19 protein-coding genes are annotated in these 20,491 nt (G+C 68.1%); 8 read left to right on the plus strand and 11 right to left on the minus strand.

Annotated features, from left to right (window positions below; all coding sequences use genetic code 11):
• Positions 1-86: 86 nt before the first annotated feature.
• The 5 genes from C882_RS12575 to C882_RS12595 form a co-directional block, all read right to left on the minus strand.
• Positions 87-1,346, minus strand: a complete 1,260-nt coding sequence (locus C882_RS12575) for a molybdopterin molybdotransferase MoeA (RefSeq protein ID WP_009540992.1) — start codon at positions 1,344-1,346, stop codon at positions 87-89.
• On the minus strand, positions 1,343-1,870 hold the full coding sequence (mobB, locus tag C882_RS12580) for a molybdopterin-guanine dinucleotide biosynthesis protein B (protein ID WP_009540993.1): 528 nt from the start codon (positions 1,868-1,870) through the stop codon (positions 1,343-1,345). Before mobB ends, C882_RS12575 begins: the two co-directional genes overlap by 4 nt.
• Before the next feature lie 30 nt (positions 1,871-1,900).
• The gene (locus tag C882_RS12585; RefSeq protein WP_009540994.1) at positions 1,901-3,178 is read right to left on the minus strand and encodes a molybdopterin molybdotransferase MoeA; all 1,278 of its coding nucleotides are present in this window, start codon (positions 3,176-3,178) and stop codon (positions 1,901-1,903) included.
• Between the two features lie 190 nt (positions 3,179-3,368).
• Positions 3,369-4,883 (minus strand): malonate--CoA ligase, encoded by a 1,515-nt coding sequence (locus C882_RS12590; protein ID WP_009540995.1) that lies wholly within the window; start codon positions 4,881-4,883, stop codon positions 3,369-3,371.
• Positions 4,880-5,557, minus strand: coding sequence for a GntR family transcriptional regulator (locus tag C882_RS12595; RefSeq protein WP_009540996.1), 678 nt, complete (start codon positions 5,555-5,557; stop codon positions 4,880-4,882). The genes C882_RS12590 and C882_RS12595 overlap by 4 nt, the downstream gene beginning before the upstream one ends.
• Positions 5,558-5,713: 156 nt before the next feature.
• Here C882_RS12595 and dctP point away from each other — a divergent pair, with 156 nt between their 5' ends.
• The 6 genes from dctP to C882_RS12625 all read left to right on the plus strand — a co-directional run bounded on the left by dctP (position 5,714) and on the right by C882_RS12625 (position 11,557).
• The gene (gene dctP, locus C882_RS12600) at positions 5,714-6,706 is read left to right on the plus strand and encodes a TRAP transporter substrate-binding protein DctP (RefSeq protein ID WP_009540997.1); all 993 of its coding nucleotides are present in this window, start codon (positions 5,714-5,716) and stop codon (positions 6,704-6,706) included.
• Between the two features lie 84 nt (positions 6,707-6,790).
• Positions 6,791-7,345, plus strand: coding sequence for a TRAP transporter small permease subunit (locus tag C882_RS12605; protein ID WP_009540998.1), 555 nt, complete (start codon positions 6,791-6,793; stop codon positions 7,343-7,345).
• A complete protein-coding gene (locus C882_RS12610; RefSeq protein WP_009540999.1) occupies positions 7,342-8,658 on the plus strand; it encodes a TRAP transporter large permease in 1,317 nt (438 codons plus the stop codon). Before C882_RS12605 ends, C882_RS12610 begins: the two co-directional genes overlap by 4 nt.
• Positions 8,658-10,034 (plus strand): malonyl-CoA decarboxylase, encoded by a 1,377-nt coding sequence (locus C882_RS12615; protein WP_009541000.1) that lies wholly within the window; start codon positions 8,658-8,660, stop codon positions 10,032-10,034. The genes C882_RS12610 and C882_RS12615 overlap by 1 nt, the downstream gene beginning before the upstream one ends.
• A gap of 10 nt (positions 10,035-10,044) precedes the next feature.
• Positions 10,045-10,668, plus strand: coding sequence for a glutathione S-transferase family protein (locus tag C882_RS12620; protein WP_009541001.1), 624 nt, complete (start codon positions 10,045-10,047; stop codon positions 10,666-10,668).
• A gap of 19 nt (positions 10,669-10,687) precedes the next feature.
• The gene (locus C882_RS12625; RefSeq protein ID WP_009541002.1) at positions 10,688-11,557 is read left to right on the plus strand and encodes a universal stress protein; all 870 of its coding nucleotides are present in this window, start codon (positions 10,688-10,690) and stop codon (positions 11,555-11,557) included.
• A 36-nt stretch (positions 11,558-11,593) separates the two neighbouring features.
• On the opposite strand, the gene C882_RS12630 is transcribed toward C882_RS12625, so the two are convergent.
• The 6 genes from C882_RS12630 to C882_RS12655 all read right to left on the minus strand — a co-directional run bounded on the left by C882_RS12630 (position 11,594) and on the right by C882_RS12655 (position 18,641).
• Positions 11,594-12,571, minus strand: coding sequence for a GDP-L-fucose synthase family protein (locus C882_RS12630; protein ID WP_009541003.1), 978 nt, complete (start codon positions 12,569-12,571; stop codon positions 11,594-11,596).
• A gap of 673 nt (positions 12,572-13,244) precedes the next feature.
• Positions 13,245-14,303 (minus strand): tartrate dehydrogenase, encoded by a 1,059-nt coding sequence (locus tag C882_RS12635; protein WP_009541004.1) that lies wholly within the window; start codon positions 14,301-14,303, stop codon positions 13,245-13,247.
• 146 nt (positions 14,304-14,449) lie between these two features.
• Positions 14,450-15,619, minus strand: coding sequence for a mandelate racemase/muconate lactonizing enzyme family protein (locus C882_RS12640; RefSeq protein WP_009541005.1), 1,170 nt, complete (start codon positions 15,617-15,619; stop codon positions 14,450-14,452).
• Positions 15,620-15,625: 6 nt separating this feature from the next.
• A complete protein-coding gene (locus C882_RS12645) occupies positions 15,626-16,093 on the minus strand; it encodes a tripartite tricarboxylate transporter TctB family protein (RefSeq protein ID WP_009541006.1) in 468 nt (155 codons plus the stop codon).
• A complete protein-coding gene (locus C882_RS12650) occupies positions 16,083-17,627 on the minus strand; it encodes a tripartite tricarboxylate transporter permease (protein ID WP_009541007.1) in 1,545 nt (514 codons plus the stop codon). The genes C882_RS12645 and C882_RS12650 overlap by 11 nt, the downstream gene beginning before the upstream one ends.
• Before the next feature lie 36 nt (positions 17,628-17,663).
• Positions 17,664-18,641, minus strand: coding sequence for a tripartite tricarboxylate transporter substrate binding protein (locus C882_RS12655; protein ID WP_009541008.1), 978 nt, complete (start codon positions 18,639-18,641; stop codon positions 17,664-17,666).
• Between the two features lie 178 nt (positions 18,642-18,819).
• Between C882_RS12655 and C882_RS12660 the strand changes: the two genes are divergently transcribed.
• Together C882_RS12660 and C882_RS12665 are read left to right on the plus strand one after the other, a co-directional pair.
• The gene (locus tag C882_RS12660) at positions 18,820-19,758 is read left to right on the plus strand and encodes a LysR family transcriptional regulator (protein WP_009541010.1); all 939 of its coding nucleotides are present in this window, start codon (positions 18,820-18,822) and stop codon (positions 19,756-19,758) included.
• Between the two features lie 76 nt (positions 19,759-19,834).
• A complete protein-coding gene (locus tag C882_RS12665) occupies positions 19,835-20,491 on the plus strand; it encodes a cytochrome c3 family protein (protein ID WP_043645395.1) in 657 nt (218 codons plus the stop codon).

Here is a 20,491-nt window from a genome sequence, read left to right on the forward strand (position 1 = left end):
ACGCACCCCCCACAACACTGGGAGGTTCGGAGGGCTGGGCCCTCCGAACGGGGTTTGGGGCAGTCGCCCCAAGCGCGGAGCGCTCGTCAGCCGGTCAGCCGCTCGAACGGCAGGAACTCCAGCACATCGCCCGGCGCGATCGCGGACGGTTCTTCCGGCAGCGTCAGCAGTCCCTCGCTCACCACCACGGACCGCAGGATGCCCGAGCCCTCGGTGGGGAAGCGCTCGGCCACCGGAAGGCCGTCCTCGTCACGGCCGGTCAGGCTGGCGCGCAGCCATTCGCGGCGGCCGGCGCGCTTCTTGAAGGCGAAGCCGGCCCGCACGGGAATGGGGCGGGGCAGCACCTCGGCCACGCCCATGCGGCGCAGGATCATGGGGCGCGCGAACATGCAAAAGCACACGAAGGCCGCCACGGGATTGCCCGGCAGGCCGACGAAGACGGCATTGCCGACGCGGCCCACCGCCAGCGGCCGGCCGGGGCGGATGGCGACCCGCCAGAAGTCCAGGCTGCCCAGGTCCTCCACCACCGGCTTGACGTGGTCTTCCTCGCCGGTGGAGACGCCGCCGGAGGTCAGCACCACGTCCGCCTCGGCCGATGCGCGCGCCAGCGTGTCCTTCAGGGCGGCGGGATCGTCGGGCAGGATTCCGTAGTCGCTGACGTCGCAGCCCATATCGGCCAGCAGGCCCATGAGCACGAAGCGGTTGCTGTCGTAGATGGCGCCGGGCGGGGCGTCGCCACCCGGGTCGCGCACTTCCGTTCCTGTGGAGAACACGGCAGCCCGGACGCGGCGCCGCACCAGCGGTTCCGCCACGCCGACGGAGGCCATGAAGCCGATTTCCGCAGGGCGCAGCCGCCGCCCGGCGGCGAGGATCGTGTCGCCGGCCCCGATGTCCTCGGCCTTGCGGCGCAGGTTCTGGCCGGCCTTGCGCACCGGCGGCAGGACGACGGTGTCGTCGTCCGCGCGGCATGGTTCCTGGGGGATGATCGTGTCGGCGCCCTCGGGCACCGGCGCACCGGTGAAGATGCGCGCCGCTTCGCCCGCCGCCAGGGGGCGGTCGGGAACGATCCCGGCGGGGATGCGCATGGTGATCGGCAGCCGGGTCTCGTCTTCCGCCGACAGGTCGGCGAAGCGCACGGCATAGCCGTCGACGGCGGAGTTGTCGTGCGGCGGAACGTTCCGGTCCGAGACGATGTCCTCCGCCAGGACGCGGCCCCGCGCGTCCACCAGGGGAACGCGCTCCGTCTCGGCCACCGGCGTCACCAGGTCCAGCAACCGCGCCGCAGCCTCGTCGGCGGGCAGCATGTCGGCGGAAAGGGCGAAGGCGTCGACGGCGGGTCGGGTCATTGCGCGGTCTCCATGCCCATGGTGCGCGGCAGGCCGACGTGGTCCAGAACGAAGTCCACGACGGCCTCGGGGTCGTTCAGGTCAAGGCGCGGCCGGTCCGTCAGGTCGGGCAGGCCTTCATCGCTGGCGACGGCGACGACGGAGTCGTCCTGCGGCCACAGCGGGTCCTTTCCGACGGACGGCCGATGGACCTCGATCTTGGGGTGGGGGTGGCGCTTGAAGCCCTCCACAAGCAGAAGATCCACGGGCGTCATGCGCGCCACCAGGTCCTCCAGCGAGGGTTCGTCCTCATCGCGCAGCTCGTGCATGAGCGCCCAGCGCCGGCCCGAGGTGATGAGTACCTCCGACGCACCGGCCTCGCGGTGGCGGAAACTGTCCTTGCCCGGGCGGTCGATGTCGAAGGCGTGGTGGGCGTGCTTGATGGTGGAGATGCGGAAGCCGCGGCGGGTGAGGATGGTGACGGCCGCCGTCATCAGGGTGGTCTTTCCGCTGTTGCTCCACCCCGCCAGTCCGAACACTTTCATGAACGCGGAATCCTTGCCTGTGCCGGCCGGTCAGGCCGGCAGGATGCTGGAGTAGGGAATAAAGTCGACCATGTCGCCCTCGGCGACGCCGGTGCAGTCTTCGCGCAGGTCCACCAGGCCGTCGCTTGCGATCATCGACGACAGGACGTGCGGTTCCTGCGACGGGTAGAGCCGCACCACGGGCGTGCCTCCGGCCCGGTCTATGCTGGCGCGGACGAACTGCCGGCGCCGGTGTTTCTTGGCAAAGCTGAAGCCGGCCGGCAGAGGAAACGCGCCGGGAAACAACGGTTCGGCCAGGGCGCCCGAGAGGCGCAGCACGACAGGCCTTGCCACCATCATGAAGGTGGCCAGGCTGGAGACGGGATATCCCGGCAGGCCGATGAACGCCGCGCGGCCCACGGTGCCCAGCGTTGTCGGCTTGCCCGGCTTGACGGCCATCCGCCACACATGAACCTCGCCCAGCGCGCGAACGGCGTCCACCACGTGGTCCTCGCCGCCGACGGACACGCCGCCCGATGTGACGATCACGTCCTGGCTTCGCCCGGCTGCGGCCAAGGCGGCCTCGGTGGCGTCGCGGCGGTCGGGCAGGTGGCCCAGGTCGGTTACCTCGGCGCCCAGGGCGGCGAGCGCCGCCATCAGGCCGTAGCGGTTGCTGCCGTAGATCTGGGCCGGGCCGAGGGGGTGGCCGGGCTCCACGATCTCGTCGCCCGTCGACAGCACGCCCGCCTTCAGGCGTTTGAAGACCGTCACCGTCGCATGGCCCGCGGCGGCGGCCATCGCCACATCCTGCGGCCGCAGCCGGCGCCCGGGGGAGAGGACGGTGGCGCCGGTGCTGAAGTCGTCTCCGGCGCGCCGGACGAAGTTGCCCACGCTGAGCCCGGCGGGGAAAGTGACGGTTTGCGGGGCGTCGAGGGACGGATGCGCCGTGCAGTCTTCCTGCATCGCGACCACATCCGCACCCGGCGGGAGGGGCGCACCGGTGAAGATGCGCGCCGCCGTACCTTGGGCGATAGGCTCTTCCGCGGCGCTGCCGGCGGCGATGCGCCCGACTGCCGCCAGGCTCGTGGGGCCGTCCGCGTTCAGGTCGGCGGCGCGTGCACAGAAACCGTCCATGGCGGCGTTGTCGAAGCGCGGGTTGGCGACGGTTGCGCAGACCGGAGCAGCCAAAATGCGTCCGGCGGCCTTGGTCAAGGGCAGGTCTTCGGTGTCCACCACCGGGAACAGCCGCGCTGCCAGCATGTCCAGGGCGTCGTCAAGACGAAGCAAGGCACCGGGCGACTTGAAGCAGTCGTTGAGAGTGTCACTCATGCCAGGATTTTAGCGTCTTTTCCAGACGCTTGCCATAACGCTCTGCCGATCGGCGGCGGCCTGCGGAGGCCTGTTTCATCCTTCGCGGGCTGCCCTGCGCCTGCCCCGTCCGAACGCATTTCATGGCGCACGGCCGGCGTCATCAGAAGGACCTGCTATGGCAGCGTCACGGCGGCGGTTGGGATAGTTCCTATCGGTCGAAGGCGCCCGCGAAGCGCTTGCGCAATTCCGCCTTTTGCACCTTTCCCATGGTGTTGCGGGGCAGGGCGTCGACGAAGAACACCTTCTTCGGTGCCTTATAGCCCGCCAGGTGCTTTCGGGCGGCGGCGATGATGTCCGCTTCCGCCGGCGCCTGGCCGCCGCTTTCGGGCACCACCACGGCCACCACGCCCTCGCCGAAGTCGGAGTGGGGCACGCCGATGACGGCGGACTCGCCGATGCCGTCCATGTCGTCGATGACCGTCTCGATCTCCTTCGGATAGACGTTGTAGCCGCCCGAAATGATCATGTCCTTGGACCGGCCGACGATGTGCACGTAGCCGTCGGCGTCGATCTTGCCGACGTCGCCGGTGATGAACCAGCCGTCGGGGCGGAATTCCTCCGCCGTCTTTTCCGGCATCCGCCAGTAGCCGGCGAAGACATTGGGGCCCTTAACTTCCAGCACGCCCACCTCGTCGCGGCCGAGCACGGTGCCGTCCTCCGCCGCCACGCGCACCGACACGCCCGGCAGAGGGAAGCCCACGGTGCCCGGCCGGCGGTCTCCGTCGTAGGGGTTGGAGGTGTTCATGCCCGTCTCGGTCATGCCGTACCGTTCCAGGATGCGGTGGCCGGTGCGGGCCTCGAAGGCGCGGAACGTCTCTTCCAGCAGCGGCGCCGAGCCCGAGACGAACAGCCGCATGTGTCCGGCGACGTCGCGGGTGAAGCCGTCCTCGGCCAGCAGGCGGACGTAGAAGGTGGGCACGCCCATCATCGCGGTCGCCCGGGGCAGGGCGCCGATCACGGCGGTGGGGTCGAAGCGCGCCTGGAAGATCATGGACGCGCCGCTCGCCAGCACGGTGTTGATGGCGACGAACAGGCCGTGGATGTGGAAGATGGGCAGGGCGTGCAGCAACACGTCGTCGGGCGTGAACCGCCACGCGTCCGCCAGCGCCTCGGCGTTGGACTGCAACCCCCGGCGGGTGAGCATAGCCCCCTTGGACCGCCCCGTGGTGCCTGAGGTGTAAAGGATTGCCGCAAGGTCGTCCTCGGCCACCTTTTCGTCGGCAAAGGCACCGGCGTCGGCGTTGCCGACAGCGTCCAGCAGGCTGCCTTCCCCGGTTCCGAGCGTGAAGACGTTGGGCACGCCCAGGCGCCGGCACAGGTCGGCGATGTCGCCTTCGTCCTTGGGTCGGCAGACCATGGCGACGGGCTCGGCGTCGCTTAGGAAATATTCCAGTTCCGAGAGCGTGTAGGCCGTGTTCAGCGGCAGGTAGACGGCGCCAACTCGCTGGCAGGCGAGGTACAATAACACCGCCTCCGGCGTCTTTTCCACCTGCACCGCCACGCGGTCGCCCTTCTTCACTCCCGCCGCGGTCAGCGCGGCGCCGAAGGCGGCGGTGAAGCCGTCCAGGTCGCCGTAGGTGACCGTGCGGCCGTCGTCGGTGTGCATCAGGGGGCGGGCCGGATCGCTCCAGCCGGCGCGGAAGTGCTGGTAGAGGTTGGTCATGCCGTTCTCCTTCTGGCGGCGCGGCGGGCCGTTGCAAGCATGTCCGCCACGCCGTCGCCCTGCACGTTGACGTGCCGGCGCATGATCGTTTCCGCCGCCTCGGCCTGCCCCTTGATGATGGCCTGCACGATGTCCCAGTGCTCGTCGTAGGAGTTGGCGACGCGCGGACCCAGGTGAAGCTGGTTGCGGCGGTAGTAGGCGAGGCGGTTGCGCATGCGGCGCGTCTCGGCGGCCAGGTACGGGTTGTGGGCGCCTTCGTAGATGGCCTCGTGGAAGGCGACGTTGCGGTCGTAATAGAGGTCGGGATCGGCCATGGCGTCGTCGCGCCCGCAGTCCTCGTGCAGTTCGATCAGCCGTTCGTGTTCGTCGCGGCTCATGCGGCGGGCGGCGAGCTGGGCGCACAGGCCTTCCAGCGAGGCCATCACCACGAATCGGTCGATCAGGTCCTCGGCGTCCAGCTTGATGACGGCCGCACCGACGCGCGGGCGGATGCGGACGAACCCCAGGACCGACAGCTTGTGCAGCGCCTCGCGCACCGGCGTGCGAGAGACGCCGAAGCGCTCCGCCAACTCGCGCTCGTCCAGGCGCTCGCCAGGCCCCAGCCGGCCCCGGCCGATGGCGTTCTCCAGCATCTCGAGCACCCGCTGCGACTGGGTCTGCTCGTCCTCTGCCATGCCCTCTCTCCCTTCTGTCGCCCCTGCGTCACATTCTGGTATGCCACAGAGCATCACTGGCGCACAATATTCTTTACAAGGCTTGTCGGGCTTGTCACGCTTGATGTTGCCGAGCGCGGACCAACCGCGCCGCAACAATGACTAGGGAGCACGTCCATGCGAAAGAATCTTACCGCGGCGGCCGCCGCCGCGCTCGTCGTGGGGATGTCGGGTGCCGCCGCCGCCGAGACCCTTCGGGCCTCTCACCAGTGGCCGGGCGGCACCGGCGACATGCGCGACGAAATGGTCCAGATCATCGCCAAGGAGATGGAGAAGTCCGACACCGGCGTAACGGTCCGTGTGTATCCCGGCGAATCGCTGGTGAAGGCGAAGGAGCAGTGGGGCGCCCTGACCGGCGGCCAGATCGACATCTCTGCCTTCCCGCTGGCCTACGCCGCGGGCCGCCATCCCGAGTTCAACGCCACCCTGATGCCGGCGCTGGTGAAAAGCCACGAGCACGCCAAGCGCCTGAACGACTCCGAGTTCATGCAGGACATCAAGGACATCATGAACGAGGCCGGCGTCATGGTGCTGGCCGACACCTGGCTGGCGGGCGGCTTCGTCGGCAAGGAGGGGTGCATCGTCGAGCCCGCCGACGTGAAGGGCAAGTCCACCCGCGCCGCCGGGTCCTCGTTCGAGGAGATGCTGGCCGAGGCCGGGGCTTCCATCGCCTCCATGCCGTCGTCGGAAATCTACACGGCCATGCAGACGGGTGTGCTGGATGCCGCCAACACCAGCTCGGAAAGCTTCGTCTCCTACCGCATCTATGAACAGGTGGAGTGCCTGACCCCGCCGGGCGACACCGCGCTCTGGTTCATGTACGAGCCCATCGTCATGTCCAAGGAGTCCTTCGAGAGCCTGTCGCCCGAGGCGCAGGAGGCGATCAAGGCCGCCGGCGACAAGGCCGAGGAATACGCCGCCCAGGCGGCGAAGGACGCCGACGAGAACATGGTGAAGGTCTTCAAGGAAAACGACGTCGAGATCGCCACCATGACGCCGGAGCAGTTCCAGGCATGGCGCGACATCGCAGCCAAGAGTTCCTACAAGAACTTCGCCGAGTCCGTGCCCAACGGGCAGGAACTGATCGACAAGGCGCTGTCCGTCGACTGACGACGCTCCGCCCTTCGTCGACCGGCCGCCGGGCATCGTTCCCTCCCGCCCGGCGGCCGGACCCTTCCTGTCCGGGAGCCTTCCATGAGTGCCTTCATCAAGGGCGTCTCCGCCGTCTCGCGCGTCACCGGCATGGCCGCCGCGGCCATGATCCTGGTCGCCACGCTGGTGGTCTGCCACATGGTGTTCGTCCGCTATGTGCTGAACCAGTCCACGATCTGGCAGACGGAGCTTGCCGCATACCTGCTGATCGCCGCGGTCTTCGTCGGCAGCCCGTACGTGCTGATGACGCGGGGCCACGTTTATGTCGACCTGCTGCCGCTGTGGTCCAAGCCGCGCACGCGCATGGTGCTGGCGGTGGTGTCGTTCGTGGTGTCGTTCCTGTTCTGCGTCCTGATTGCCTGGAAATCGTGGATTTTCTGGCACGAGGCCTGGGTGAAGGACTGGACCACCGACACCGTCTGGGGCCCCAGACTGTGGGCGGTCTACCTGTCCATGCCGGTGGGCCTGACGCTTCTAAGCCTGCAACTGATCGCCGAAATGCTGGCCGTCCTGACCGGACGCGAGCCGCCGTTCGGTATCGAGGATCACGAGAGCCTGAAGATCGGTCTCGCCGAAGAGGATGTCGTCGGCAAATGAGCGAACTCACCCTGGGACTGATCGTCCTTGTCGTCACCATCGGCCTGCTCATGGTCGGTGTCCCCGTGGCCTTCGCGCTGGGCGGCGTCGCCGTCGGCTTCCTCGTGGTGTTCGAGGGCTTCGGGATGCTGGACTTCGTGGCCGAGTCCCTGTTCGGTTACCTGAACAGCTTCGGCCTGCTGGCCATTCCCATGTTCATCCTGATGGGCGCGGCGGTCGCGTCCTCGCGCGCCGGCGGCGATCTGTACGAGGCGCTGGACCGCTGGCTCTATCGCGTGCCGGGCGGGCTGGTGATCTCCAACCTGGGCGCCTGCGCCATTTTCTCCGCCCTGTCGGGCTCCTCGCCCGCGACCTGCGCGGCGATTGGCAAGATGGGCATCCCCGAGATGCGCAAGCGCGGCTATCCGGCGTCTCTCGCTACCGGCTCCATCGCCGCCGGCGGAACGCTGGGCATCCTGATCCCGCCGTCGGTGACCATGATCCTGTATGGCATCGCCACCGAAAGCTCCATCGGGCGCCTGTTCCTGGCGGGCCTCGGGCCCGGCCTGATGCTGGTGCTGCTGTTCATCGCCTGGTCGCTGTTCGACGCCTGGCGCCAGGGCTACAAGCTGACCGGCGCCGACCGGGTGTTCACCTGGAAGGAGAAATTCACCGCGCTGCCCAAGGTGCTGCCCTTCCTGGCGATCGTGATCGCGGTGCTGTTCGTCTTGTACGGCGGCGTCGCCACGCCGTCCGAAGCCGCCGGCGTCGGCGCGCTGCTGTGCCTGCTGATGGCGATCATCATCTACCGGATGTGGAAGGGCGTGGAGCTGTGGGAGGTGCTGCGGGCGACCATGCGCGAGTCGGTGATGATCCTGCTCATCATCGGCACGGCGGAACTGTTCGCCTACATGCTGTCGCTGCTGTTCATCACGCAGTCGCTGGCCGCCTGGATCGCCGACCTGGAGGTCAATCGCTGGGTGCTGATGGCCTGCATCAACGTCTTCCTGCTGATCGCCGGGTTCTTCATCCCGCCGGCCGGTGTGATCCTCATGGCCATGCCCGTGCTTCTGCCCATCATCGTCAGCGCCGGCTTCGACTCCATCTGGTTCGCCGCCGTCCTGACCATCAACATGGAGATCGGCCTCATCACGCCGCCGGTCGGCCTGAACCTCTACGTCATCAATGGCATCGCGCCCGACGTGAACCTTGGAACGATCCTGCGCGGCTCCATCCCCTATGTGGGCTGCATGGTGCTGGGCATCGTGCTGCTGTGCTTCTTCCCCGAGATCGCCACCTTCCTGCCGGACCTCGTCTTCGGGGAGCAGATCTGATGCTGGACCTGGGCGCCGTTTGGCGCGACATCGCAAAGAAGGCGCGGCTCGGCCGCAGCGTGGTGGAGCGCGACCTTGAAAAGGGCGGGGCCGAGGTGCTGCGCCAGCGGGTGGAGGAATGCGTCTCGGGCATCGGCGGCGCCGTCACCGCGCGCGCCCGCGCCGCCGAGATCGGCCGGCTGTACCTGCAGCTTTCACCCGAAGGACGGCGGCGGTTCCTGGTCATGCTGTCGTGTGACTTCGGCATCGACCGCGACGCCTTCCGCAAGGCCGTCGAGGCGTGGGAGGGCGCCTCTGACTTCAAGGCGTCCGCCGAGGCCGAGAAGGGCGTCAAGCAGGTGCTGGACACCAAGCGGGTCAAGCTGCTGCGCCAGATGACCAGCCTGCCCGACGGCTTCAAGTTCCTGGTGGACCTGCGCGCCGACCTGCTGACCATGCTGGACAAGGAACCGGCACTTCTGCCGCTGGAGCAGGACTTCCAGGGCCTGCTGACGTCGTGGTTCGACATCGGCTTCATGAGCATGGAGCAGATCACCTGGCGCTCGCCCGCGCACATCCTGGAAAAGCTGATGGGCTACGAGGCCGTGCACGAGATCCGGTCGTGGACGGATCTGAAGAACCGGCTGGAGTCCGACCGCCGCTGCTTCGCCTTCTTCCACCCGCGCATGCCCGACGAGCCGTTGATCTTCGTTCAGGTCGCCTTGGTCAAGGGGCTGGCCGGCAACGTCCAGGCGCTGCTGGACGAAAAGGCGCCGGAGGGCGACCCGGAGAAGGCCGACACGGCCATCTTCTATTCCATTTCCTCCACCCAGCCGGGCCTGCGCGGCATTTCGCTCGGGGACTTCCTCATCAAGCGGGTGGTGGACCATCTGCGGCGCGAGCTGCCCAACATCACCACGTTCTCGACCCTGTCGCCGGTGCCTGGCTTCCGCCGCTGGCTGGAAAAGACCATGGCGGCCGGCGACCCGGACCTGCTGACCGACGACGAACACGGCAAGGTGCGCGGCCTGCGCCCCAAGGAGGGCGCCAAGGGGTCCTTCAAGGGCATTCTGGAGACGGGAAGCTGGCGCGAGAACCCCGACCAGGAGGCGGTCATCAAGAAGCCTCTCAGCCGTCTCTGTGCCCGCTATCTGGTGGAGGAAAAGCGAAAGGGCGACCGGCCGCTGGACCCGGTGGCGCGGTTCCACCTCAACAACGGGGCCAGGCTTGAGCGCATAAACTGGCTGGCCGACACCTCGGACCGGGGGATGACGCAGTCCTACGGCATCATGGTGAACTACCTCTACAACCTGCCGGACATCGAGAAGAACCACGAGGCCTACAACGGCGGTCAGGTGGTGACCTCAAGTGCCGTGCGCGGGTTGTTGAAACGCTGACGGCCGCGCCATGCTCACCATCTGGGGCCGCGCCAATTCGTTGAACGTGCAGAAGGTGCTCTGGACCTGCGCGGAGCTGGACCTGCCGTTCCAGCGCATCGACGCCGGCGGGGCATTCGGCGGTACGGACACGGCCGGGTACCGCGTCATGAACCCTTCGGGAATGGTGCCGACCCTGAAGGACGGCGACGTGGTGGTCTGGGAGTCCAACGTCATCGTCCGCTACCTTTGCGCGACGTACAGCGCGGGCGGCCTGTGCCCGGTGGAGGCGCCGGCGCGGTTCGGGCAGGAAGCCTGGATGGACTGGCAGACGGCGGGCCTGTGGAAGGATTTCCGCCCCCTGTTCATCGGCCTTGTCCGCACGCCGCCGCCGGACCGCGACGCCGCCGCCCTGGCCCGGGCGGAGGAGGCGACGGCGCGCGGATTCGCATTGCTGGACGAAGCTTTGCGCCATCGCCCGTTCCTGGGCGGCGCGGCGCTGGGCATGGCCGATATTCCGGCGGGGGTAACGGCACATCGCTGGTTCGCCCTGCCGCTCGACCGCCGGCCCCGGCTGCCGGCGCTGGAAGACTGGTATGCGCGGCTGACGGAGCGTCCTGGGTTCCGGGAACACGTCATGACGCCGCTCTCCTGATTGCTGGAGGATGAAGGACATGCTTGGCATTCGGCATATCGTCGTCGGTGTCGACTCCGCCGAGACGGCGCGGGCACCGCTGAAGACCGCGTTCCTGATCGCGGCGGCCCAGAAGGCGCACGTTCAGGCCCTTCACGCGCGGCCGGAACCCGTGAACCTGCAGCACTTGCAGGACGCCGGGCTGGCGGGGACCACCGTGGAAGCCTTCCGGCGCGACGCCGCCAAGGCGGAAGAGGAGCAGGCACAGGCCGCCCGCGACCTCTTCAACCAGATGCGCGGCACCGCCGGCCTTGCGGAAGGCGAGGGGCCTCCGGGGCCGGAGGGCGCCTCCGCCCGCTTCGTCATCGCGTCCGGCGCCGCCGGCCAGGTGTTGGCGGCGCGGGCACGTACGGCCGATCTGGTGGTGCTTGGCCGTGGCCGCGGCCGGGCCGACCCGGCAGTCACCGGCTCCTTCCAGACCGTGCTGACGGCGGCGGCGCGGCCCGTTCTTCTGGCGCCCGAGGCACCGCCGGAAACGGTGGGGCGGCACGTCGTCGTCGGCTGGAACGACAGCCCCGAGGCCATGCGGGCGCTTTCCGCCGCGCTGCCCATCCTGGGGGCGGCGGAGAGCGTGACGGTCGTCCGCGTCGTCGATCCGGATACCGGTTCAGGCGGCGACACGGCCCCGGCGGAAGAGTTCATGGCCTGGCACGGGGTGCCGTGCAGGACCGCCCGCGTCGCCCGGCTGGACGGGGCGGGGGCGTCGCTTCTGCGAGCCTGCAAGGAGCACGACGCCGACCTTCTCGTTATGGGCGGCTCCACCCACTCCCGCCTGCGGGAACTGGTCGTCGGTGGAGCCACCCGCCACGTTCTGCGCGGGGCGGGACTGCCGGTGCTGCTGGCGCATTGACATCAGGAGCCGGGATGGGGCGACGTCGAGCCGCGCTCAACCGCCGTACCGGCCGCCTCCCGCGAGGAAATCGGCATATGTCGCCCGCAGTCCGTCTTCCAGCGGCGTCCTGGCGCGCCAACCGGCGCGGCGGAGCCGCGTGACGTCCAGCACCTTGCGCGGTGCACCGTCCGGGCGCTGCGGATCGAACACGATTTCTCCGCCGAATCCCACCACCGCCGCCACCTCGGCGGCAAAATGCGCGATGCTCATGTCTTGGCCGGTGCCGACGTTGAGAAGGTCTTCCGACGACCAGTGCTTCAGCGCGAACACGCAAGCATCGGCCAGATCGTCGACGTACAGGAACTCGCGCCGGGGCCGGCCCGTCCCCCAGACCACCGCCCGGGACCTGCCGTCAACCTTCGCCTCGTGAAAACGCCGGATCAGTGCAGCGGGCACATGCGACGTCAGCGGGTCGTAGTTGTCGCCGGGGCCATAGAGGTTGGTCGGCATGACGGCTATGAAGTCGCGCCCGTGCTGACGGCGGTAGGCCTGGCACATCTTGATACCGGCGATCTTGGCGACGGCGTACCACTGGTTGGTCGGCTCCAGCGCCCCGCTCAGCAGGGCGCCCTCGTCGATCGGCTGAGGCGCCAGCCGCGGGTAGACGCAGGACGAGCCAAGATAAAGCAGTTTGCGCACGCCGCTGAGATGGGCGGCGTGGATGATGTTGGCGGAAATGCTCAGGTTCTGCTGGATGAAGTCCGCCGGATATGCAGCGTTGGCGTGAATGCCGCCCACCCTGGCGGCGGCGACGATCACCCCGTCGGGCCGGGCCTGCGCCATCCAGTCCTCCACGTCCGCCTGACGGCTGAGGTCCAGGGCGGGGCGGGGCGTCACAAGGACTTCGCAGTCTTCCTCGGCCAGCCGCCGCACGAGCGCGCGTCCGACCATGCCGCCGTGCCCGGCGACCCAGATGCGGCGGCCGTCGAGGGGGAAGGCCGCTTGCCGCGGCCCCGTATCGGACATGGACATGCTGCTGCGTCTCCTGGCTCCGGTCACGCTGCCAGGGCACCGACCGGGCGGCGTTCACATGCGGGCGGCCAGCGGTTGCGCGGATCACGCGGGCTGGCGCCAGCAGCAGGGTTCGGACCCGCGACCCCCTGATAACGAATCAGGTTATGCGCCATCTTGGTGCGTCCGTGGTCGCTGGTTCCTCCCACGTAAACCGTGCTGAATCGCTGGGTTGGGGAGGTGTTTACAAGCCGGTGCGCGCCTGTGAAGGCGATTGCCGGACGGTTTCACATTCAGCCTCCGTGCTTGAATGATGCTGAATAAGTGGTGGTTTGCAACGTACTGATTGCGCATCAACAACCAGGAGCCGCAGGCCCACTTAAAGCTCTCAAAGGCTGTCATCGAGGGCTGGAAGCCGGATGGAAAGCTACAGGTTCTCTGGCATATCCACCAGCCGGGTTTCGGGGTTTGTATCACGCCGCGTGGTGCCATCTTGGTATGCCGCGGGTCGTATCGGGTCCGGTTGCGGGGCAAGCGCCTGATGTGCGGGCACTTGATGGCAGTCCGGTGGAACATGCTGGGGTCGGCAGGCGAATAAGTTGGCGACCGGGCAGATGACGCGCCGGTTCCGGCGTCTGCGGCGCAATCGGCGTTACCGGGTGGGCATCTGCACACGGTCATGCGTCGCCTGCCGTCACACCAGGTCCGCCAGGGCCATGCCCACCTCACGGGTGCTGGCTGTGCCGCCCATGTCGCGGGTGCGCGGGCCGCCGTCGGCCAGCAGGCGCTCAATGGCGGTGACGATGGCGCGGGCGGCGTTCGCGTGGCCCAGGTGGTCGAGCATCATGGCGCCCGACCAGATCTGGCCGATGGGGTTGGCGATGCCCTGGCCGGCGATGTCCGGCGCGGACCCGTGCACGGGTTCGAACATGCTGGGGTGCTCCCGCTCCGGGTTCAGGTTGGCCGATGGGGCGATGCCGATGGTGCCCGTGGCCGCCGGCCCCAGGTCGGACAGAATGTCGCCGAACAGGTTCGACCCCACCACCACGTCGAACCAGTCCGGGTGCTGCACGAAATGCGCGGTCAGGATGTCGATGTGGTACTGGTCGGTGCGGATATCGGGGTACTCCGCCGCCATGGCCTGGAAGCGCTCGTCCCAGAAGGGCATGGTGTGGATGATGCCGTTGGACTTGGTGGCGCTGGTCAGGTGCTTCTTTCCGCGCGACTGCGCGAGGTCGAAGGCGTAGCGCAGCACCCGGTCGACGCCCTTGCGGGTGAAGATGCTTTCCTGCACCACCACTTCCTCCGCCGTGCCGGCGTTCAGGCGGCCGCCGATCTCGGAGTATTCGCCCTCGTTGTTCTCGCGCACGATCATGAAGTCGATGTCGCCCGGCTTCCGGTCGGCCAGCGGCGAGCGCACGCCCTCGAACAGGCGCACCGGGCGCAGGTTGATGTACTGGCGGAAGACGCGGCGGATGGGGATGAGCAGCCCCCACAGCGACACATGATCCGGCACCCCCGGCCAGCCGACGGCGCCCAGGAAGATGGCGTCATGGCCGGCGATGCCCTCCAGCGCATCTTCCGGCATCATGCGGCCGGTCTTCTTCCAGCGTTCGCAACTCCAGTCCTTTTCGTCCCACCGGAAGGTGATGTCGAACTTGCGGCCTACGGCTTCCAGCGCGCGGATGCCCTCGGGCACCACTTCGGTGCCGATGCCGTCGCCGGCGATGACGGCGATGTTGTACTCGGCCATCCTGCTTTCTCCTCTCTCATATACGCGTCGCTGATTGAAATCATCGACGCTGCGTTCAGTGGGCATGCAGCCTCACGCGCCATAAGGCGCGGCGGCCAGTCGGCCTTGCCGGACGACGAATGTCCGTCTTCAAGCGTCGTCCGGTTTTATTCGCCCAGCGGCTTCATGACGGCGTAAAGCGCCGACTTGGCCTCGAAGCCGATTCCCGGCACCTCGGGCAATCCTACGTATCCGTCCTCTACCGGCGTGCCGTCGGCGAAGCCGCCGAAGGGCTGGAAGACGTGGGGATAGCTTTCGTTGCCGCCCAGGTGAAGCCCGGCGGCGATGTTGAGCGACAGTTGATGCCCGCCGTGGGGTACCACTCGGCGGGTCGACCAGCCGTGTTCCTTCAGCATTTCCAGCGTGCGCAGGTACTCCACCAGCCCGTAGGACAGGGCACAGTCGAACTGAAGCCAGTCCCGGTCCGGGTTCATGCCGCCGTGGCGGATGAGGTTTCGGGCGTCCTGCATGGAAAACAGGTTCTCGCCGGTCGCCATGGCGTGCGGGTAGCGGGCCGACACCTCGGCCTGCAGGGCGTAGTCCAGGGGGTCGCCGGCTTCCTCGTACCAGTGCAGGCCATAGGGCGCGAGGGCATCGGCGTAGGCCAGCGCGGTTTCGGTGTCGAAGCGGCCGTTGGCGTCGACGCACAGGCGCGAGCCGTCGTGGTCGACCACCGACAACGCGGCCTCCACCCGTTTCATGTCCTCGGCCAGCGGCACGGCGCCGATCTTCATCTTGACCGTGTGGTAGCCGAGGTCGAGGTAGCCCTTCAACTCGTCCTTCAACGGCTCCAGTCCCTTGCCGGGATGGTAGTAGCCGCCGGCGGCGTAGACCCAGACGCGGTCATCGGGCGCGCCGGTGCCGTAGCGCTCCGCCAGCAGGCGATAGAGGGGTTGTTCCGCGATCTTGGCGACGGCATCCCACACCGCCATGTCGATCACCCCGACGGCGACGGAGCGCTCGCCATGGCCGCCCGGCTTCTCGTTGGTCATCATGGCGCGCCAGATGGCGTGGGGGTCGAGATTGTCGTGCGCCGGGTCGATCAGGCTGTCGGGATCGGCCTCCAGCACGCGCGGGATGAAGCGCTCGCGCAGCAGGCAGCCTTGCGCGTAGCGGCCGTTGGAGTTGAAGCCGTAGCCGACGACGGGCCGGCCGTCGCGGATGACGTCGGTGACCACCGCGACGACGCTGCACGTCATCTTGCTGAAGTCGATGTAGGCGTTGGCGATGGGGGAGGCGATGGAGGCCGTCGTCTCGCGGATGTCGATGATCTTCATGGGTCCTCAGAACACAAGGCCGGTGGGAAGGGGGACGTTGAGCGCTTCCGTGAACAGCACCTGGAAGGCGGTGACGATCACCACGCCGGCGAGCACCAGCGCGGCGGCGAGGCCGGGCGTCCAGCGGCCGTGGTGGGCGACCAGCATCAGCCCCAGGAAGCACAGAAGGCTGGTGGTGAAAAAGCCGACCACGTTCAGCAGCAGCACCCAGGCGGTCATGACGCCGATGAATCCCAGGCGGCGCGGGGTCGATCCGGGGTCCGGCGTTTCGTGCCCGCGCGGGCGGATCAGCCGCACCACCACCATGATGGTCGAGAAGACGATCAGCGCGCCGGCGATGGAGCGGGGGAAGACGGCGCCCAGGCGGCTCATGCCGGCGGTCTCGGTGATGACCCAGACGCCCAGGCCGATGAACAAGAGGCCGCAGACGATGCCGCCGATGTCGTGGGGGGGGCGCGTGCGCTCAGTCGGCATTGGCGGCTCCCTTGCGTGACGACGTCTCGGGGGCGTTCGGTGCGGGGCGGCGGGGCTTCAGGCGTGGCGCGATCAGCGGGTAGAACAGCGACAGCACGATGAAGGCAATGATGCCGATGGACAGCGGCCGGCCGAAGTACATGCCCACCAGGTCATTGGTGGCGGACCCGATCAGCCAGCCCTGCACGAAGCCCTGCTCGGCGATCTGGCCCAGCACCAGCCCCAGCACGATGGGGGAGGGCTTGAAGCCGAAGCGCGCCAGCACCCACCCCACGACGCCCAGGGTGAACATGATGACCGTGTCGACGGCGCTGTTCTGGATGGCGTAGCTGCCGATGACGGTCATGAAGGCGATGGTCGGCACCAGCACCGCCTTGGGCAGGCTGATGATGGACTTGTAGGCATAGCGGCCGATCAGAAGCCCCGTCGGCAGCATGAGCACGGTGGCGATCAGCAGTCCGTAGATGAAGGTGAAGGATATCGACGCCTGATCGGTGAACAGGCTGGGCCCGGTACGGATGCCCTGAACCAGCAGCGCGCCCAGGATCACCGCGTCGGGCGGCGTGCCGGGGATGCCCAGCACCAGCGTCGGAATGAAGCCGCCGCCGACGGTGGCGTTGTTGGCGCTTTCCGTCGCCATGATGCCCTCGGGCTCGCCGGTGCCGAAGTGGCGGGAGCGCTTGGACGTGCGGCGGGACTCGCTGTAGGCCACCAGCCCGGCGATTGATCCGCCCGCGCCCGGCAGGATGCCCACCAGCGTGCCGATCACCGATGACCGGCCCAGGTTGACCTTGTGCCGCCAGGCCAGGCCCAGCGCCTCGCCCAGACGGAAGCCGCGCGGCGTGGTGCTGACCTTCAGGTGGGCCTTGGGCGTGCTCACCATGTCGATCAGCACGGGGATGCAGTAGAGGCCGATCAGCGCCGAGACGATTTCCACCCCGCCCAGCAGCTGCGGCATGCCCAGGGTGAACCGCACGTCGCCGCCCACTACGGCCACGCCGATCATGGACAGCAGCAGCCCGAAGCAGGCCCCCATCAGGCCCTTGAGCAGGTCGCCCTCCGACAGCGCGGCGATGAGCGTCAGGCCCAGCATGGCGAGCCAGAAATATTCCACCGGCCCGAACGCCAGGGCCACGCGCGCCAATGGCGGGGCGAGCAGCAGCAGCGCCAGGGCACCCACCAGACCGCCGCAGACCGAGGCGATGGCGGCCAGCGTCACCGCAAGGTCGCCGTCGCCGCGCTTGGCCATGGGGAAGCCGTCGAAGGTGGTGGCGATGGCCGACGGCGTGCCGGGCGTGTTCACGAGGATCGCGGCGAAGGCGCCGCCATAGATGGCGCCCGTATAGATGGCGCCCAGCATGATAAGGCCGGACGCCGGGTCCATCGAAAAGGTGATGGGCACCAGGACGGCCACCGCCATGGTGGCGGACAGGCCGGGCAGGGCGCCGATCACGGTCCCCGCGATCACGCCCGCCCATGCCAGGGCGATGTTCAACGGCGTCAGCGCGTCGAAAAGATATTGCAGCCTGTCCATGACGAGGACCGTCCCGGTTGCCGTTCCGTGATGCTCTTACTCGCTTCCGGCCGTCTGCGGCTCGACCAGCCCCATTTCCTCGGCGATACCGCGGTACTTGGCCTTCTGTTCCTCCAGGAACGCCGGCATCTTCTCCAGGTCGATGGCCGTCAGCACGAAGCCGCCGTCTTCCATCTTCTGGCGGAACGCCGGGTCGGCGTTGATGTCGGACACGATGTCCGAGACCTGCTGCTTGATGTCCTCGGAGACGCCGGCGGGCACGGCCACGCCGCGATAGGCGCCGCCGACCCAATCCAGCCCCAGTTCCTGGAAGGTGGGCACGTCGGGCAGGCTGGGCAGGCGTTCCTCGGCCGCCACGGCCAGCACGCGGGTTTCGGGATAGTTGACGCCGACGGTGGAGTAGGTGGCGCCGGCGGTCGTCTGGTTGCCCATGATGGCCTGGACGGCCGCGCCCGTGCCCTTGAACGGCACGTAGGTGGTGGTGATGCCGGCCAGCTTGTCGAGTTGCTGCTGCATCAGGTGGTTGGCGGAGTTCGAGCCCGACCCGGCGAAGGTCACCGCACCCGGGTTCTCCTTGGCGTGGTCGATCAGGTCCTGCAGCGTCTGGAACTCGCTGTCCTTGGGCACCACGACGGCGTCGGGGGTGTAGTGGAAATAGTGCACCACGTTGACGTCGTCGGTCTGGTAGCCGGAATCGGCGATCATCGGCTGCAGGATGGTGTGGGGCACGTTGGCGCCCATGATCGTGTAGCCGTCGGACGCCATGCTGTTGAGCTGCGACCAGGCCTGGCTGCCGCCGCCGCCGGGCTTGTACTGGATCACGACCTCTTCGTCGTTGGCGTGCTTGGGCCAGAATTCCTGCTGCATGCGCGCCGTAATGTCCGACTCGCCGCCCGGGCCGAACGGAATGATGTAGGTGACGGGTTTTTCCGGGTACTCGGCCACCGCCGGGCCGGCGGCGGCAAGGGCGACGGCCAGCCCTGCGGCTCCCATCAGCGTGCGGAACGTTTCCATCGTGTCCTCCTTGTTCGCGCCCCGGCGTTTACCCGCCGCGAGCAATTCTTGACCGGAGGACTCTACTGTCTGGACCGGCGTCATATCGAATGCCAAGATCGCATCAAGAAATGCGAAAACGGCATTTACGCCGGAAGGCGTAATGTCTCGTCGTGGTGCTGACAGGGGCGGAGCGTATATGGAAAGCGGCTGGCTCGAAGACTTCGTGGTCCTTTGCGAGACCGGCAACTTTTCCCGGGCGGCGGCCGCGCGGAACGTGACGCAGCCCGCCTTCAGCCGCCACATCCAGGCGTTGGAGACCTGGGCCGGCGCGCCGCTGTTCGACCGCACGCGCCAGCCCATCCGCCCCACCGCTGCCGGCCGGGCGCTGCTGCCCGTGGCCGAGGCCGTGCTGCGCCAGTTGGTACGGGCGCGGGAGCAGGTGCGCACCGCCGCGGCCGGCGATTCCGTGACACTGCACTTCGCCGCCACGCACAGCCTGTCGCTGACGTTCTTTCCCGGGTGGATTCGGGCGCTCGAGGACGCGCAGCACCCTTTCCCGATCCGCCTGGACAGCGACACCATGCTGGCGTGCGAGGGGCTGCTGACGCAGGGCCTGTGCCATTTCCTGCTCTGCCATTCCGATCCCGCCGCGCCGCTACGCCTGAACGGCCAGCAGTTCGACAGCCGCAAGGTCGGACGCGACAAGCTTGTCCCCCTGGCGCGCCCCCAGGACCAGGGGGATTATCCGCCGCTGGCCGAGCCGGGGCCGTCCGAGGGCATTCCGTATCTCGCCTATTCCGACGTTTCGGGCCTGGGGCGCGCGGTGGAGCGCTGCTTGGCCGAGGCAACCCGTAGGCCGCCCCTGCGCTGCCGGTTCACCTCGCATCTGTCGGTCGTTCTGCGGTCGATGGTTCTGGACGGGCACGGCATGGCGTGGCTTCCCCTCAGCCTTGTGGCGCCGGATGTGGAGGCGGGGCGGCTGGTGCCGGTTCTCGGCGAGGCATGGCACATTCCGCTGGACGTCCGGGTCTTCCGCCTTCGCGATCCGCTGGGGCCGGACATCGAGGCATTCTGGGCCCGCCTGACGGATACAATGGACCCGGCCGCCGGGACGGAGCCGCTTCCGGTATCCTGACCGCCCGCCGGATGGAGAACTGTCAGCGGCTGCAGCGCGTTGTTCCTGATAGTCTTTCGGGAAACAAACTCTCGTCATGTCCAGGATCTTCCGCAAGAGCGCCGACACATGGTTGCGTGTCATCATGCTGCTCGCGGCGGTGGCGCTCGTTGCGGGTGTCGGCCTTCTCGTCGCTGGTGCGGCGTCCAACGTCACGACGCGTGAGAATATTGCGCCGGTGCAGCCCGTCCCCTTCAGCCACCGGCATCACGTCGGGGGTCTGGGGATCGACTGCCGTTACTGCCACGCCGCCGTCGAAGTGAGCGCGTCGGCCGGGCTGCCGCCGACGGAAACCTGCATGACCTGCCATTCCCAGCTCTGGACGGACGCCGACCTGCTTGCGCCGGTGCGGCAGAGTTGGGCCGAAAGGACGCCGATCCACTGGGCGCGTGTCCACAACCTGCCGGACTTCGCCTACTTCGACCACTCCATCCATGTCAGTTCCGGCGTCGGCTGCGTCGAGTGCCACGGCAACGTGGACGAGATGCCGCTCACGCGGCAGGCGGAAAACCTGCGGATGCGCTTTTGCATCGACTGCCACGATGATCCGGCGCCCCGGCTGCGGCCGCGCGAGGCCGTCTTCGACATGGACTGGACGCCGCCGCCGGACCGCCGGGCGCTGGGCGAAAGGCTGGTCGAACGCTACGGCATCGACACCGACGACCTGACCCACTGTTATATTTGCCACAGGTGA

The organism is Caenispirillum salinarum AK4 (genome assembly GCF_000315795.1).
In the GTDB taxonomy this organism is placed as follows: domain Bacteria; phylum Pseudomonadota; class Alphaproteobacteria; order Rhodospirillales; family Rhodospirillaceae; genus Caenispirillum; species Caenispirillum salinarum.

What these genes read in the sequence shown, in the direction of transcription:
- C882_RS12575 (WP_009540992.1), bottom strand. Translation starts at nt 1,346, where the DNA reads ATGACCCGACCCGCCGTCGACGCCTTCGCCCTTTCCGCCGACATGCTG.
- mobB (WP_009540993.1), bottom strand. Translation starts at nt 1,870, where the DNA reads ATGAAAGTGTTCGGACTGGCGGGGTGGAGCAACAGCGGAAAGACCACC.
- C882_RS12585 (WP_009540994.1), bottom strand. Translation starts at nt 3,178, where the DNA reads ATGAGTGACACTCTCAACGACTGCTTCAAGTCGCCCGGTGCCTTGCTT.
- C882_RS12590 (WP_009540995.1), bottom strand. Translation starts at nt 4,883, where the DNA reads ATGACCAACCTCTACCAGCACTTCCGCGCCGGCTGGAGCGATCCGGCC.
- C882_RS12595 (WP_009540996.1), bottom strand. Translation starts at nt 5,557, where the DNA reads ATGGCAGAGGACGAGCAGACCCAGTCGCAGCGGGTGCTCGAGATGCTG.
- dctP (WP_009540997.1), top strand. Translation starts at nt 5,714, where the DNA reads ATGCGAAAGAATCTTACCGCGGCGGCCGCCGCCGCGCTCGTCGTGGGG.
- C882_RS12605 (WP_009540998.1), top strand. Translation starts at nt 6,791, where the DNA reads ATGAGTGCCTTCATCAAGGGCGTCTCCGCCGTCTCGCGCGTCACCGGC.
- C882_RS12610 (WP_009540999.1), top strand. Translation starts at nt 7,342, where the DNA reads ATGAGCGAACTCACCCTGGGACTGATCGTCCTTGTCGTCACCATCGGC.
- C882_RS12615 (WP_009541000.1), top strand. Translation starts at nt 8,658, where the DNA reads ATGCTGGACCTGGGCGCCGTTTGGCGCGACATCGCAAAGAAGGCGCGG.
- C882_RS12620 (WP_009541001.1), top strand. Translation starts at nt 10,045, where the DNA reads ATGCTCACCATCTGGGGCCGCGCCAATTCGTTGAACGTGCAGAAGGTG.
- C882_RS12625 (WP_009541002.1), top strand. Translation starts at nt 10,688, where the DNA reads ATGCTTGGCATTCGGCATATCGTCGTCGGTGTCGACTCCGCCGAGACG.
- C882_RS12630 (WP_009541003.1), bottom strand. Translation starts at nt 12,571, where the DNA reads ATGTCCATGTCCGATACGGGGCCGCGGCAAGCGGCCTTCCCCCTCGAC.
- C882_RS12635 (WP_009541004.1), bottom strand. Translation starts at nt 14,303, where the DNA reads ATGGCCGAGTACAACATCGCCGTCATCGCCGGCGACGGCATCGGCACC.
- C882_RS12640 (WP_009541005.1), bottom strand. Translation starts at nt 15,619, where the DNA reads ATGAAGATCATCGACATCCGCGAGACGACGGCCTCCATCGCCTCCCCC.
- C882_RS12645 (WP_009541006.1), bottom strand. Translation starts at nt 16,093, where the DNA reads ATGCCGACTGAGCGCACGCGCCCCCCCCACGACATCGGCGGCATCGTC.
- C882_RS12650 (WP_009541007.1), bottom strand. Translation starts at nt 17,627, where the DNA reads ATGGACAGGCTGCAATATCTTTTCGACGCGCTGACGCCGTTGAACATC.
- C882_RS12655 (WP_009541008.1), bottom strand. Translation starts at nt 18,641, where the DNA reads ATGGAAACGTTCCGCACGCTGATGGGAGCCGCAGGGCTGGCCGTCGCC.
- C882_RS12660 (WP_009541010.1), top strand. Translation starts at nt 18,820, where the DNA reads ATGGAAAGCGGCTGGCTCGAAGACTTCGTGGTCCTTTGCGAGACCGGC.
- C882_RS12665 (WP_043645395.1), top strand. Translation starts at nt 19,835, where the DNA reads ATGTCCAGGATCTTCCGCAAGAGCGCCGACACATGGTTGCGTGTCATC.